Annotated in this window: 13 protein-coding genes and 1 tRNA gene; 4 read left to right on the forward strand and 10 right to left on the reverse strand. The window is 67.7% G+C overall.

The features are described from left to right. Window positions 1-333: 333 nt before the first annotated feature. A complete protein-coding gene (locus SJY20_RS11890) occupies window positions 334-2,013 on the reverse strand; it encodes an amidohydrolase (RefSeq protein ID WP_380787132.1) in 1,680 nt (559 codons plus the stop codon). 128 nt (window positions 2,014-2,141) lie between these two features. After that, window positions 2,142-3,002 (reverse strand): NAD(P)-dependent oxidoreductase, encoded by an 861-nt coding sequence (locus tag SJY20_RS11895; RefSeq protein ID WP_380787133.1) that lies wholly within the window; start codon window positions 3,000-3,002, stop codon window positions 2,142-2,144. A 56-nt stretch (window positions 3,003-3,058) separates the two neighbouring features. On the opposite strand from SJY20_RS11895, the gene SJY20_RS11900 reads away from it, so the two are divergent. Then, the gene (locus tag SJY20_RS11900) at window positions 3,059-4,312 is read left to right on the forward strand and encodes a threonine ammonia-lyase (RefSeq protein WP_380787134.1); all 1,254 of its coding nucleotides are present in this window, start codon (window positions 3,059-3,061) and stop codon (window positions 4,310-4,312) included. A 134-nt stretch (window positions 4,313-4,446) separates the two neighbouring features. After that, window positions 4,447-5,220, forward strand: a complete 774-nt coding sequence (locus SJY20_RS11905) for an arginyltransferase (protein ID WP_380787135.1) — start codon at window positions 4,447-4,449, stop codon at window positions 5,218-5,220. A 30-nt stretch (window positions 5,221-5,250) separates the two neighbouring features. Here SJY20_RS11905 and SJY20_RS11910 read toward each other — a convergent pair whose 3' ends face one another. The 4 genes from SJY20_RS11910 to SJY20_RS11925 form a co-directional block, all read right to left on the reverse strand. After that, window positions 5,251-6,060, reverse strand: a complete 810-nt coding sequence (locus SJY20_RS11910; protein ID WP_380787136.1) for a transglutaminase N-terminal domain-containing protein — start codon at window positions 6,058-6,060, stop codon at window positions 5,251-5,253. Window positions 6,061-6,076: 16 nt separating this feature from the next. Beyond that, entirely contained in the window at window positions 6,077-7,012 is a 936-nt protein-coding gene (locus SJY20_RS11915) for an alpha-E domain-containing protein (protein ID WP_380787137.1), read from the reverse strand. Continuing rightward, window positions 7,012-8,517, reverse strand: coding sequence for a circularly permuted type 2 ATP-grasp protein (locus tag SJY20_RS11920; protein WP_380787138.1), 1,506 nt, complete (start codon window positions 8,515-8,517; stop codon window positions 7,012-7,014). The genes SJY20_RS11915 and SJY20_RS11920 overlap by 1 nt, the downstream gene beginning before the upstream one ends. A gap of 208 nt (window positions 8,518-8,725) precedes the next feature. Continuing rightward, window positions 8,726-10,726, reverse strand: a complete 2,001-nt coding sequence (locus tag SJY20_RS11925; protein ID WP_380787139.1) for a protein-disulfide reductase DsbD family protein — start codon at window positions 10,724-10,726, stop codon at window positions 8,726-8,728. A 49-nt stretch (window positions 10,727-10,775) separates the two neighbouring features. On the opposite strand from SJY20_RS11925, the gene SJY20_RS11930 reads away from it, so the two are divergent. After that, a complete protein-coding gene (locus SJY20_RS11930) occupies window positions 10,776-12,428 on the forward strand; it encodes an alkaline phosphatase family protein (RefSeq protein ID WP_380788677.1) in 1,653 nt (550 codons plus the stop codon). A 47-nt stretch (window positions 12,429-12,475) separates the two neighbouring features. On the opposite strand, the gene SJY20_RS11935 is transcribed toward SJY20_RS11930, so the two are convergent. Both SJY20_RS11935 and SJY20_RS11940 read right to left on the reverse strand, forming a co-directional pair. Then, complete coding sequence (locus SJY20_RS11935) at window positions 12,476-12,964, reverse strand: hypothetical protein (RefSeq protein WP_380787140.1); 489 nt, start codon at window positions 12,962-12,964, stop codon at window positions 12,476-12,478. Between the two features lie 169 nt (window positions 12,965-13,133). Further along, window positions 13,134-13,207 (reverse strand) — tRNA-Gly (locus SJY20_RS11940). A 139-nt stretch (window positions 13,208-13,346) separates the two neighbouring features. On the opposite strand from SJY20_RS11940, the gene SJY20_RS11945 reads away from it, so the two are divergent. Beyond that, window positions 13,347-13,592, forward strand: a complete 246-nt coding sequence (locus tag SJY20_RS11945; RefSeq protein WP_380787141.1) for a glutaredoxin domain-containing protein — start codon at window positions 13,347-13,349, stop codon at window positions 13,590-13,592. On the opposite strand, the gene SJY20_RS11950 is transcribed toward SJY20_RS11945, so the two are convergent. Beyond that, window positions 13,589-14,404 carry a D-alanyl-D-alanine carboxypeptidase family protein gene (locus SJY20_RS11950; RefSeq protein WP_380787142.1) on the reverse strand — a complete coding sequence of 272 codons (816 nt, stop codon included), beginning with the start codon at window positions 14,402-14,404 and terminating at the stop codon, window positions 13,589-13,591. The genes SJY20_RS11945 and SJY20_RS11950 overlap by 4 nt on opposite strands. After that, entirely contained in the window at window positions 14,401-14,742 is a 342-nt protein-coding gene (locus SJY20_RS11955; RefSeq protein ID WP_380787143.1) for a hypothetical protein, read from the reverse strand. The genes SJY20_RS11950 and SJY20_RS11955 overlap by 4 nt, the downstream gene beginning before the upstream one ends. Window positions 14,743-14,751: the final 9 nt, after the last annotated feature.

The following is a 14,751-nucleotide window of genomic DNA, read 5'->3' on the forward strand; positions in this document are numbered from 1 at the left end:
GGGGCCTTTGCTTTCTATATGCTCCTAAAGACGGCGACAGCACCCAAGCGCAGGAGGTTTCTCACGTTATTCGGAAACATTGGACGTGACGCACAGCCGAAGGCTTTTCGCGCTTGTTTGATAGCTGGTTATTTATTTGCGGCATTTATGCTCTTCGCAGCCATCTTTTCTGATGTTTGGCTGCCCCCGCTAATGCGCGGGTGAATTGTAGCATTGTGCGCTCGTAAGGGCAGCTTTCTTCTCGTCGTGGCCGAAAGCGGACTGTCTCAAATCCACCAGACCCAGCCCCAACGCACCCCCCCCCCGGGCGTGACCTTTGTGACCTTCCGCCCGCTAACTCCGCTCGAACGCCTTCTCGCCCCCAACCCAGGTCTGCTGCACCACGGTCTTCCGCAGATCGGTCGGCGAAGCCAACGTCGGGTCGCGGTCGACGATGATGAAGTCCGCGCGCTGCCCAGGTTGCAGCGATCCGAACTGCTTCTCGGCGAACCCGGCATAGGCGGCGCCACCGGTGAACGCCCACCAGGCCTGCTCGCGGGTCACGCGCTCCTCGGGGCGCCAGCCGCCGAACGGCTGTCCGTCGGCGTCCTGCCGCGTGAACGCCGCCGCCCAGCCGGCGAACGGATCGGGCCGCTCGACCGGGAAGTCCGATCCGAACGCCAGGCCCGCGCCGTTCTTCAGCATGGTGTTCCACGCATAGGCCCCGGCGAGACGGTTCGGCCCCAGCCGCGCTTCCGCCATGGTCCGGTCGCTGGTCTGGTGGGTCGGCTGCATCGACGCGATCGTGCCGTAGCGGCCGAACCGCACCAGATCTTCGGGTGCGACGATCTGCGCGTGCTCGACCCGCCAGCGGCGGTCGCCCTTGTACGTCTCCGACAGCACCTGGATGGCGTCGAGCACCTCTTCGTTGGCGCGGTCGCCGATCGCGTGGACCGCGATCTGGAAGCCGTCCATCGCCGCGCGGCTCATCGAATTCTGCAGCTGGTCGTCGGTCAGGAACCCCGCGCCCGACTGCCCCGGCGCATCGGAATAGGGCGCCTTCAGCCACGCCCCGCGCGACCCCAGCGCGCCGTCGGCATAAATCTTGACGCCGCCCATCTTCAGCCGGTCGGCGTACAGCCACGGCGTCGGCCCCTTGCCGCCGACCCGGTTCGCGGTCTCGACGCCCATGCCATAGCTCATGATTCGCACCCGCAGCGCGCCGATGTCGCCCATCCGCCGATAGGTCAGCCACTCGTCCAGCGTCGTGCCCATGTCCGCGGTCGCGGTGACGCCGTAGCCGAGCAGGATCTGTTGCGCGGTCAGGAACGCCGCATCACGCTCCTTGGGCAGCGGCTGCGGTACCACCTTGGCGACCAGTTGCTGCGCCGAATCGACGAACACGCCCGAAGGCTGCGCGCCGGTCTTCTCGATCCGTCCGCCCGCCGGTGCCACCGTTTTCGCGGTGATCCCGGCTTCCTTCATCGCTGCGGTGTTGCCCCAGCTGGCATGACCATCGGCACGGCTAAGCCAGACCGGATGGTCGCCGGTCACCGAATCGAGCTCGGCCGCGGTCGGGAAGCGACCGAGTCCCCACGCCTCCTGGTTCCAGCCGCCGCCCAGCACCCATTTGCGATCCGGGTTGGCCTTGATGTAGTTCGCAATCTTGGCCTTGGCCTCGTCGAGCGACTTGGTCCCCGACAGGTCGAGTTCGAGCGCGCGGAACCCGAGTTCCAGGACATGACCATGCGCGTCGATAAAGCCCGGCAGCAGCGTCCTGCCGCCCATGTCGACGCGCCAGTCGTACAGCGGCCGACCGGCGTTCTTGATCAGCTCCTTGCGGCTGAGCTTCGGCGGCGCCTCGCCCGGCGGCACCAGCCGCGTGACGCGACCGTCCTTGTCGACCAGGATAGCCTTGAAATGGATCACCCGCCCGCCGTCCGCCAGCGTGATGCCGTTGACGTTGTCGACGATCCCATCCGCAAAGGCGGGGGTGGCGAGCAGCGCAGCCAGCGCCCCGGCCGCCGCGATCAAGACTCCCCTCCCTGGAAGGGAGGGGTTGGGGGTGGGTCGGCTCGGGGCAGGCGCACCGTTACCCAACGGGCCAACCCACCCCCGGCCCCTCCCTTCCAGGGAGGGGAGAAGCGCTGTGACGATCTCGTTCACTTCGGCAACCTCCGCACCAGCGCGCTCGTGTCCTGGCGGCTTCCGCCCATCGCCTGGACCTCGGCATAGAATTGATCGACCAGCGCCGCGACCGGCAGCACCGCGCCGTTGACCTTGGCCTCGTCGAGCGCGAGCCCGAGGTCCTTGCGCATCCAGTCGACCGCGAAGCCGAAGTCGAACCGGTCCTCGCCCATCGATTCCCAGCGATTGACCATCTGCCAGCTCTGCGCCGCGCCGCCCGAGATCGCCTCGAACACCTTCGCCAGATCGAGGTCGCTGGCCTGCGCGAACCGCAGCGACTCGGCGACCCCCTGCAGCACGCCGGCGATCGCGATCTGGTTGCACATCTTGGTCATCTGCCCCGCGCCCGCCGCGCCGACATGGACGATCCGCGCGGCATAGGCGTCCATGAACGGCGTCGCCTTCGCGATCGCGTCCTCGGTGCCGCCGCACATGATCGACAGCTTGCCGTTCTCGGCCCCCGCCTGACCACCCGATACCGGCGCGTCGACGACCAGCAACGCCGCGCCCTCCTCGGCCAGCCGCCGCGCGATCTTCGCCGACACCGTGGTATGATCGACGAACAGCGCCCCCGGCGTCATCGCCGCGAACGCACCGTCCGGCCCCAGCGTCACCGCCGCCAGGTCATCGTCGTTGCCAACGCAGGTGAACACCGCCTCGGCACCCCTGGCCGCCTCCGCCGGAGTCGCAGCGATGCTGCCGCCGTGCTTGGCCGCCCAGGCCTCCGCCTTCGCCTGCGTGCGGTTGTAGACGGTGACCGCGTGTCCCGCCGCGACGAGATGCCCCGCCATCGGCGCGCCCATCACGCCAGTCCCAATGAATGCCAGTTTTGCCATGGGCTCCGCGCATAAGCGGTGTTCCCCCCTCGCGCCAGATGGTCTAGCGAACCGGCATGACGACCCAAGCTGCCGTAGCGGCACCCAGCCCCGTATCGATGCCCGTATCGATCGACGATATCCGCACCGCGCACGACCGCATCCGCAACTCGATCGTCCGCACCCCAACGCTGATCAGCCGGACGCTGAGCCAGATGACCGGCGCGACGGTGTATCTGAAGTTCGAGAACCTGCAGTTCACCGCGGCCTACAAGGAGCGCGGCGCGCTCAACACGCTGTTGCAGCTATCCCCGGAAGCGTGCGCCAAGGGCGTCATCGCGGCATCGGCCGGCAACCACGCGCAGGGCCTGGCCTATCACGCCAACCGCCTCGGGATCCCCGCGACGATCGTGATGCCCACCAACACGCCGACGGTGAAGGTCACGCAGACCGAGGGCCACGGCGCCAACGTCGTCCTCCACGGCGACACCTTCGACGCGGCTTATGCACATGCCCGCATCCTCGAAGGCGAATGCGGCTTCACTTTCGTCCACCCGTTCGACGATCCGCGCGTCATCGCCGGGCAAGGCACCGCGGCCATCGAGATGCTGGAGGACGTGCCCTCGATCGACATGTTCGTCACCCCGATCGGCGGCGGCGGCCTGATCTCCGGCATGGCGACGGTCGCGCGCGCAGCGGATCACCCGATCGAGGTGGTCGGGGTCGAGGCCGAGCTGTTCCCGTCGATGTACAACCGCATCAACGGCACCGAAATGCCCTGCGCCGGCGATACGCTGGCCGAGGGGATTGCGGTCAAGGAACCCGGCGGCATCACCGCGAAGATGGTCGCCGAACTGGTCGACGACATCGTCCTGGTCAGCGAACGCAGCCTGGAAATGGCGGTCAGCCTGCTGCTCCAGATCGAGAAGACCGTGGTCGAGGGCGCCGGCGCTGCCGGACTGGCGGCCCTGCTCCAGCATCCGGAGCGGTTCGCAGGGCGGACGATCGGCGTGATCCTGTGCGGTGGCAACATCGACACTCGCCTGCTCGCCAACGTGCTGTTGCGCGATCTCGCGCGGTCGGGCCGTCTCGCCCGGCTGCGCATCCGCCTGCAGGACCAGCCCGGCGCACTGTTCAACGTCGCGCGGATCTTCGACCAGCAACGCATCAACATCATCGAGATCTATCACCAGCGCGTGTTCACGACGCTGCCGGCAAAGGGCCTGATCACGGACATCGAATGCGAGGCGCGCGATCGTGCGCATCTCGATCGCCTGGTGATGGCGTTGCGCGATGCGGGGTACGAGACGAGTACCGTCGAACTCGCCTGACCGTCCCGTCCTGGTACGGTGGCCGGATCGGTCCGGCCATTAACCCATAATCGTGGTAAAGCGCCTTTTCATCAACGCGCTGCGCCTCATATAGCAGCGACGCGCACTAAGGCGCCGGAGGGGATTTCGAAGCCGTGACTGCGCCGTTCCGCTTTCCGCGCTTCTTCGTCACGAGCCCGTCGCCCTGCCCGTATCTGCCGGACCGCCAGGAACGGAAGGTCTTCACCGAACTGACCGGCCCGCACGCGATCGAACTGAACGACGCGCTCGGGCGGATCGGGTTCCGTCGCAGCCAGGGCGTCGCCTATCGCCCCAGTTGCGCGAGTTGCTCCGCCTGCGTCTCGGTCCGCGTCGTCACCCCCGAATTCGCGCCCAACGCCACCCAGCGCAAGCTGATGAAACGGCACAGCGACATCCAGGTCACCGCGTGCAAGGCATGGGCGACCGACGAACAGTTCCAGTTGCTGCGCCGCTATCTCGGCGCGCGCCACCCCGGCGGCGGCATGGCCGGGATGGACGAGGACGACTATGCCGACATGGTCGAGCATTCCCCGGTCAATTCGCTGGTCGTCGAATATCGCGAACCCAGCGTCGACGGCGTTCCCGGCCGGCTGATCGGCGCCTGCCTGACCGACCGCCAGGCCGATGGGCTGTCGATGATCTACAGCTTCTTCGCCGCCGACGACGAGGTCGCGAGGCCCGGGCTCGGCAACTTCATCATCATCGACCACATCCTGCGCGCCCGCGACGCCGGACTGCCCTATGTCTATCTCGGCTATTGGGTGAAGGGGTCGCAGCGGATGGCCTACAAGACGCGCTATCGCCCGATCGAGGTCCTTGGTCCCGCCGGATGGCGGTTACTCGAGGACGCCGACATGGCCGTCGCGCCACAGACCGTCCCGGCGTAATCCTCCCCCGCCAGCGGAAGGATCGAGTCCTCAGTCCTCCTGGACGACCACGACGTCGACATCGAGTTCCTCGGCGCCATCGCCCAGACGCGACCCTGCGATAGGCGCCGCGCTCGCTGCATCCAGTCCGATCGCGACCCGCACATAATGCTCTTCGGGCGACAACCCCGAACACGGGTCGAACCCGACCCAGCCCAGCCCCTCGACATGCGCCTCGGCCCAGCCATGCGGTGTCGGCCGATGCTCGCCGTCGCGGTCGGTATGCAAATAGCCCGAGACATACCGCGCCGGGCGTCCCATCGACCGCGCCGCCACCGCGAACATCTGCGCCATGTCGCGCGGCGTCGCGCAGTCCTCGCGGAATGCTGCCGCCGCGTTGCGCCCCGGCACCGGCCGGCCGCAGTCGAAGCTGAACTGTGCATGCAGCGCCGCATTGACCCGGTGCAGCGCGCCGACCGGGCTCAGTGCGCCCACCGCCGCATCCGCGGCAAACTCGGCGATCATCGGATCGGCCGGCGTCGCCTCGGTCGAACGCAGGAACAGCGGCGGCGGCAGCGGCTCGTGGACGCCGTGCAGCACGCCGTCCGAATGGCTGGTCAGCACCTCGCCGTGAACCGTGATCGCAATGCCGTCGACCGGACCCTCCGCGTACAGCATCGTCACGACATTGCCGAAGCCGTCGCGCCCGGTGCGCAGCCGCGCGTCGCAGTCGACATCGATCCGCCACGACGCGATCGTCTGGTCGTGCGAGTTTTCCGGGGTCAGCCGCAGCATCTGCACCAGCCGCGCCTGCGGTACCGCGAAGCGATAGACCGTGCGGTGATCGATCGAGAGTCTCATCGCCCGGTCCGCCGCATCAGAGGAACTTGAACTGACGGCCGATCGCCGCGTGCAGCAAGCCGTTCTCCTGGATGAACGCCTGCAGGTATTGGTGCAGCCCCGATGCGATCACCTCGCCCGACCGGGTCTTGGCCAGCCGCGCCGCGCGCATCCGCGCCATCCGGTCGGCCTCGCCGTGGTGCCCGGTGCGTTTGGCGAGCAGGTTGAGCACGTCGACCGTCTCCTCGACCGACGCAGCCAGGCTGCGCGGCAATTCCGACCGCGCGATCAGCAGGTCGATCACGTCCGCCGGCCGCAACCCGTCGTTGTACAGCCAGCGATACGCCGTCACGGCCGAGACCATCTGCAGGATCGTGGTCCACTGGTCGCGGTCGATCGCACCGCCGACCTGCTGCCCCTCAGGGAGCAGGATATGGTATTTGACGTCGAGCAGCCGGGCCGTGTTGTCGGCACGCTCGACCGCCTGGCCCAGCCGGATGAACCACGTCGTCTGGTTGCGCAGCATCCGGTGGACCGCACCCTCGAACCCGCGGGTCTCGTTCTTCACCGCTTCGACCAGGTTCAGCGTCTCGGTCACGCCGCGCGGGCTGGCGCGGTTCTCGAACAACAGCCAGGCGCGGTTGATCGTGGTCCACGCTTCGCGGGTCAGCGCGGTCCGCACCGCCTTCGCGTTGTTGCGCGCCATGTCGAGGCACCGGACGATCGATCCCGGATGCCCGGCGTCCAGCGTCAGGAACCGCACGACCTCGGCCTGTTCCAGCGCGTCGCCGGTCTCGGCAAAAGCGGTGTCGGTCTCGGTCACCGCCAGTGCCGACGCCCATGCCGCTTCGCCCGCCGGCTGCGACGACAGCACGTCGAGCCGCACCGTTGCCTCGACCAGCCGCGCGATGAAGTCCGCGCGCTCGAAATACCGCCCCAGCCAATAGAGCGACGATGCCGTGCGAGAGAGCATCAGGCGAGGTCCCCGAGCGTCTGGGTCATGCCGCTCATGCTCTGCGTCATGCCGCCGCGCGACATCCGCTGGGTCTGGTCGGCCATCAGCACGAAACTGTCCTTGGTCCCGCCACCCTGGCTCGAATTGACCACCAGCGACCCTTCCTTCAGCGCGACCCGGGTCAGCCCGCCGGGCACGACCTGCACGCCCTTCGATCCGGTCAGCACGAACGGCCGGAAATCAACGTGCCGCGGCGACAGGCCACCATCCGCCATCGTCGGTACCGTCGACAGCGCCAGCGTCGGCTGCGCGATATAGCGCTGCGGCTCCGCGATCAGCGCGGCGCGGAACGCCTCGATCTCGGCCTTCGACGCGGTCGGCCCGACCAGCATCCCGTACCCGCCCGATCCGTCCACCAGCTTCACCACCACCTCGTCGAGATGCTCCAGCACGTATTTCAGCGAACTCGGCTCGCGGCACCGCCATGTCTCGACGTTGGGCAGCTTGCACTCCCCGCCCGAGTAGAACTTCACGATATCGGGCATGTAGCTGTAGATCGCCTTGTCGTCGGCGATGCCGTTGCCCGGCGCATTCAGGATCGCGACGTTGCCCGCCGCATAGGCCGCAATCAGTCCCGGCACGCCCAGCGCCGAGTCCGGTCGGAACACCAGCGGATCGAGATAGTCGTCGTCGATCCGGCGATAGATCACGTCGACCTTCACGCGGCCCGCGATCGTCCGCATCCATACGATATCGTCGTCGACCAGCAGATCAGCCGCCTCGACTAGCTCGATCCCCATCGAATCGGCGAGGAAGCTGTGCTCGTAATAGGCCGAGTTGTAATGCCCCGGCGTCAGCAGAACGCAGGTCGGGTTCGACCCGGTACCGTGCGGCGCGACCGACTTCATCGTCTCCAGCAAACGGTCGGGATAGCTGTCGACCGCAGCCACGCGGAACTGGCGGAACAGCTCGGGACACAGCCGCAGCATCGCCTCGCGGTTCTCAAGCATGTAGCTGACACCCGACGGCGTCCGCGCATTGTCCTCGAGCACGAAGAAGTCGTCGGGCCCGGTGCGTACCAGGTCGATCCCGCAGATATGCGCGAAGATGCCGTGCGGCGGTCGCATCCCGGCGATCTCGGGCCGGAACTGCGCGTTGCCCAGCACCAGATCCTCGGGCAGCACGCCCTCCTTCAGGATACGGCGCTCGCCATAGATGTCCTGGAGGAACGCGTTGATCGCCTCGACGCGCTGGACCAGCCCTTCCGACAACCGCGTCCATTCGTCGTGCAGGAACACGCGGGGCACGATGTCGAACGGGATGATCCTTTCGGCGGCCTCTTCCTCGCCGTACACGGCAAAGGTGATTCCGAGCTGCCGAAACGTGGTCTCCGCGGCTTCCTGGCGCCGGCGAAGCTCCGCGTCAGGGGTGTCCTCGATCCATTTGCAAAGCGCTGCCAATTCGGAACGAGCGGTTTCCGCGCCCGGCTTACCCATGATCTCGTCGAACGCTTGTTGCCCCATCGAAACGGTAAAGCCCCCAACGTGGTTAAGGTTCCATGCTGCACTGCGAAGGGATCGTGCACAAGCCTAGTTCTCCAACCCCCCGTTACTAGGCGAAGACGTCACACAAATTCCGTCACCCCAGCGCAGGCTGGGGTCTCCCGCAATCGAGCGCACACCCCACCGCACGAGATCCCAGCCTACGCTGGGATGACGGAGGGAGGATAGGCTAAGCCCCCAACCCCTCCAGCAAACCCGGCGTCAACACCTGCGGCAGCACCGTCGGCTCGGCCGCACCCGGCGCATAATACAGATACAGTGGCACGCCGGCGCGGTTATGCGCTTGGATGAACCGCCCCATCACCGGGTCGCCATCGGTCCAGTCGCCGATCAGCACCGCGACGTTGTGCTTCGCAAACGCGTCGCGCACGCCCGCAGTCTCGATCGCCGCCTTCTCGTTGACCTTGCACGTCAGGCACCAGTCCGCGGTGAAATACACGAACACCGGCCGCTTTTCCGCGCGCAACGACGCCAGCTTCGCCTCGGTGAACGCGGCGTCCGTCGGTGCGGCCGTCTTGGCCTCCGCCGGCGCCTGCGCGATCAGCGCAGCGCTGCCGACGAAGATCAGCGCCAGCGCCACCAGCGCGGCCCAGCCGAACGCCTTGCCCTTGTGCTGCCGCAAGCCACCGATCCACAGCACCACACCGATCGCCAGCGCTGCGACCAATGCCAGCGTCAGCGACTCGACGCCCGCCTGCCGCCCGAGCACCCAGCCCAGCGCGATCGCGGTCAGGAACATCGGCACCGACAGTATGCGGCGGAACGTCTCCATCCATGCGCCCGGCCTAGGCAGGAACCGCCGCAACGCCGGCACGAACCCGATCGCCAGGAACGGCAACGCCAGCCCGATCCCGAGCCCCGCGAACACCGCGAGCGCCGCCGGCCACGGCAGCACCAGCGCCGCGCCGAGGGCGGCACCCATGAATGGCCCGGTGCACGGCGTCGCGATGAACGCCGCCAGCGCGCCGGTCGCGAACGCACCGCTCGCACCGCTCTCGCCCGCGAACCGCGGAGTCGGCACCTCGAACAACCCACTCAGGTTGAACGCGATCGCGACGCTCAACAGCAGCAGCACGACGATCGCCGCGGGATGCTGCAACTGGAACGCCCAGCCGACCGCCGACCCGCCGGCGCGAAGCCCGAGGATCGCCGCGCCCAGTCCGAGGCACACGATCACCACGCCCGCGGTATAGGCCAGCGCCTCGCCCCGCGCGTCCTTCTCGCTGGCCCCGCCGCGCGCCAGACTCAGCGCCTTGAGACTCAGGATCGGGAACACGCACGGCATGATATTGAGGATAAGCCCGCCCAACACTGCGCCGGCAAACGCCACCAGCGCGGTGATCCAGACGTTCTGCGTCGGCGCCGCCTGCGGCAACACGCCCGGCGTGGCCTTTACCGACAGGCCCAGCCCGTCGCCGATCCTGAGCACGCCCTCGATCGGCCCCGCCGGCTTGCCCTTGGTCGCGATCGTCAGCGTGTCGCCGACCCGCGTCACCGTCTGCGGCGCGGCATAGTCGATCGCGCCGACCGTGACCGGGAAGAAGAACGCGTCCTTGACCTCGGCACTCGCGGGAATCGGCACCGCGATCCGCACCCCGTCGGCACTCACGGCATAGGTCGCCTGGGCATCCAGCGGCTTGGGAATCGCTCGCCGCCAGCCCGCAAACGCATCCGCCTGCGTCGCCGCGCCATCGCCGATCACCAGGTCGAGCGACAGCGCCTGCTCCTCGGGCACGCAGATCGTCGCCGAGCACACCAGATACGAGGTCTTGAGGCGGATCGGCAGCTTGGTCCCCGCCGCCAGCCCTGCCGGAACCTGCAGCGTCACCAGCGGCGCATAGGGCGCTTCATAGACATAGTTCATCAACCCCGCGATCAGCAGCGTCGTCGGCACCGGCCATTCGGGTTCCCCCGCGGTCACGCCCTTTGGCAGCGTCCAGTCGAACGTCGCCGGGAAGCCCGCATCGCCCGGCACTCGCCAATAGCCGTGCCAGCCCTGTTCGGGCGTCGTCGCGATCGCGATCGTCAGCGGCGCGCCTGCTCTCGGCTGCGCACTTTCCGCGACCAGCCGCATCGACAGATGCTGGCTCGATCCGTTGAGCAATTCGGCAAAGGCCGGCGCGCAGAACGCCAGCAGCACCGTCATCATCGCGCAACGAAGTACGCGCATGGCATTTCTTGTCTCGATCATCACGGCCAGCCATAGCGGTCGCGTCGCCATGCACCAAGGACCGCCCGTGAAAGCTTTTATTGCCGCCGCCCTGTTCGCGACCGCCGCACCCCTTGCTGCACAGACCGCGCCGCCCGCGGCTCCGGCACCGGCAAAGCCCGCCCCAAAATTGATCGTGGCGATCTCGGTCGACCAGTTCTCGGCCGACCTGTTCCAGCAATATCGCCAGCATTTCACCGGCGGCTTCGCGCGACTGCTGAACGGCGCGGTATTCCCCAGCGGTTACCAGGCGCACGCCGCGACCGAGACCTGCCCGGGCCACTCGACGATCCTCACCGGCATGCGCCCCGCGCATACCGGCATCGTCGCCAACAACTGGGTCGACCAGAGCGTCGGGCTCGAAGACAAGATCATCTATTGCGCGGAGGACGAGAGCGTCCCCGGCAGCACGCATGAAGCGTACACCGTCACCGACAAGCATCTGAAGGTGCCTACGCTCGGCGAGATGATGAAGAACGCCGACCCGCGCGCCCGCGTCGTCTCGGTCGCGGGCAAGGATCGCGCCGCGGTGATGATGGGCGGCCACAAGGTCGACGAGATCTGGTGGTGGGACGGCAAGACCTATTCCAGCTATACCGGCCGCGCGGTGCCGCCGGTGGTGCAACGCACCCGCGACGCGGTCGCCGCGATGCTCGCGCAACCTCAGGCCGCGCTACCGCTGCCGGGCTGGTGCAAATCGCTTGATCGTCCGATCACGGTCGCGGGCAAGGTCTACGGCCAGGGTCGCTTCGAACGCGCCGCAGGCGACCTGAAGGGCTTCCGCGCCTCCCCCGCCAGCGACGCCGCGGTGTTCGCCATGGCCGCCGGCCTCGTCCAGGACATGAAGCTCGGCCAGGGTCCGCAGACCGACATCATCGCCGTCGGCGCCTCAGCGACCGACTATATCGGCCACAGTCTCGGCACCCAGGGCACCGAGATGTGCATCCAGATGGACGAGCTCGATCGTTCGCTCGGCGGGTTCTTCGACGTGCTCGACGCCACCGGGGTCGATTACGAGGTCGTGCTGACCGCCGACCACGGCGCACACGACATGACCGAACGCCAGCTGCAGCGCGCGATGCCGATGGAGCAGCATGTCGCTCCCACCGCGCAGACCAAGCAGGTCGCCGCCGCGATCGCTGCCGACCTCAAGCTCAAGGGACCCGTGCTGCTCTCGGCCGAAGGCGACATCTATGTCGACCGCGACCTGCCCGCCGCCACCCGCGCGAAAGTGCTCGCCGAGGCGACGCGCCGCTACGCCGCGATGCCGCAGGTCGCCGCCGCCTTCCCGCGCAACCAAATCGCAGCACAGGCGATGCCGACCACCCCGCCCGAGACCTGGACGCTACTCGAACGCGCCCGCGCCTCGTTCGACCCGGCGCGCTCGGGCGACCTGCTGATCCTGCTCAAACCCCGCGTCACGACGATCGAAAACCCCGCGGTCGGCTATGTCGAGACCCACGGCAGCCCGTGGGACTACGACCGCCGCGTCCCGATCCTGTTCTGGCGCAAGGGCATGGCCGGCTTCGAACAGCCGCTCTCGGTGGAAACGGTGGACATCGCCCCCACGCTGGCGGCGACCATCGGACTACCGGTGCACGGGCTGGATGGCCGCTGCCTCGATCTCGATCCGGGTGCCGGGACGACCTGCCCGGGCAGCTGACGCGGTCGGCGGGGACGATGAGCAACGCCCCCGCCCCCGCCGTATCGTCAGTAGCCTAGCGTCAGGCCCGCCGCGAAATAATGCGGCCCTGCATTGCCCTTGAGCTTCAACAGCGGCGCCAGCGGAAGCGCAACGATGCCATATGGCCGCGTGTCGCGCCCGACGCGAACGCCCGCACCGACCGTCGCGAACAGTGGGATCGAATAGGTCGCCTCGACGCGGCCATAGGCCTTGACCTTGGTGTTGTCGCACCGCGCCTTGTCCGCATATTGGCCGTTCGAGAGATCGCGGCACCGCGACGACCCGCCATTGTCCTGTGTCTCGTAGCGATCGTTGCTGCCGGAGTAGACCAGAGCGCCAGCGCTCGGCGTGATCTTGAAACCGGCTAGCCCGACCGAATAGCCGACCCCGATTTCGCCGCCCCAATGGCCATCGGCACGCGCGCCGTTGGCTTCGACGCCGATCTGCGCCGCCGCCGGCGCCGCACAGGCGATACCGATCGCCGCCACCAAGGCGCCTATTGCGTAACTTTTCATGATGTCCCCGATGATTGTTGCGCCTCAACGGCGTTGCCGAGCGCCTATCGCCGACGCCGTGCGCCCGCAACGCGAAAGCACGCCGCCCGAGGCTTCGGTCGTTTTTGCGAGACCACCGGAGCCAACCGCCATACTTGGTGACCGGCCTGTCGCTCTATCGATGAGTGAATGGAGCGGGTGAAGGGAATCGAACCCTCGTCACTTGCTTGGGAAGCAAAAGCTCTACCATTGAGCTACACCCGCATCACCGGCGCCGCAGCACCGTTCCGCGAGCCGATGCCACAGCTGTCACGCCCTCGTCAACGTGCAGTTCGCGTCATGGCCACCGGGAACGTCCGGCCCGGTCCCGCGCTGTAGCAGCAGATTTCAAAAGGACACGACGATGACCGAGGCCCGGACCGCGACGCTGTACCGCATGGTGCTGCCCGACCATATCTGCCCGTTCGGCGTCCGCGCCAAGCAGCTGTTGCAGGCCGAAGGTTTCGCAGTCGACGATCAGATCCTCCGCTCGCGCGAAGAGGTGGATGCGTTCAAGGCCGAGCACGGCATCGCCACCACCCCGCTGATCTTCATCGACGGCGAACAGATCGGCGGCAGCGACGACCTCGAACGCTATCTCGCCGGTTAGGACCCGATCGCCAGCCCGGCGAACCCGTCCGCCAACATCTGCGCCACGCGTAAGTCGCGGGCCTGGACGGTGCGTTCGCCGAGCACCACCGCGATCAGCCGCCGCCCGCCGCGCCGCGCCGACGCCGCCAGGTTATACCCGGCCTCAACGGTATAGCCGGTCTTGATCCCGTCGAGACCGACGAAATTACCGAGCAGGTGGTTGTGGTTCTGCATCCGCCGCGTCTTCCACTGGAAGCTGCGCGTGCCGAAATAGGCGTAGCGCAGCGGATGCTGGTCGAGTAGCGCCATCGACAGCACCGCCATGTCCTTGGCGGTGGTGGTATTCGACCCTGGCAGCCCGGTGACGTTCTGGAACGCGGTCTCTCGCATCCCGAGCGCACGCGCCTTGCGCGTCATTCGCTCGGCGAACTCCGATTCGGTACCGCCAAGCTTCTCGGCGAGCGCCACGGCGATGTCATTCGACGAATTGACCGCGATCGCGCGGATCGCCTCGTCCACGCTCAGCGACGTCCCCGGCTTCAGTCCCAGCCGCGATGGCCGCTGGGCGGCGGCATGACGCGACACCGGTACCCGGTCGGTCAGCTTCAGCGTGTGCGCGTCGAGCGCGTCGAACGCCAGGAACAGCGTCATCATCTTGGTCAGCGAGGCCGGTCGCCGCACCAGCGTGGCGTCGCGCGCATACAGCACGCGGCCATCCTCGGCGTCGATCAGGATCGCCGAGACCGGGCGGACCGCCACCGCGGCCTGCGCGGCGGGTGCCGTCGCTAGCAAAGCGGCGCAGACGAGCGCCCCGCCGACCAAGCGCTTCACTTCTCTTCCGTCTCGTTCGCCACAGGTGCCTCGGTCACCGGCGCTTCCCGATTCGCCCGTGCGGTCAATCCGGTGGCGTCGGCATCGTCGATCATCTGCTCGTCGGGCGCGATCTCCTTGGCCGGCGGCGGCGCGACGACGTTGCTCGCCTCCACCGGTGCAGGTTCGACCGGCGCCGGCGCGACCGGTGCCGGCGCGGGCGCCTCCTCGCGGACCGGCGGCGCCTCCTCGGTCACGGAATTCTCGACCGGCGGCGCCTCGTCCGGCTCGGACCGCGAACAGCCGGCGAGCACGCTCAGCGCGAACAGGCCGGATGCGATAAGGGGAATGGTCTTCATGGCGTGTCC

It is taken from the genome of Sphingomonas sp. R86521, from assembly GCF_042466235.1.
Lineage (GTDB): Bacteria > Pseudomonadota > Alphaproteobacteria > Sphingomonadales > Sphingomonadaceae > Sphingomonas.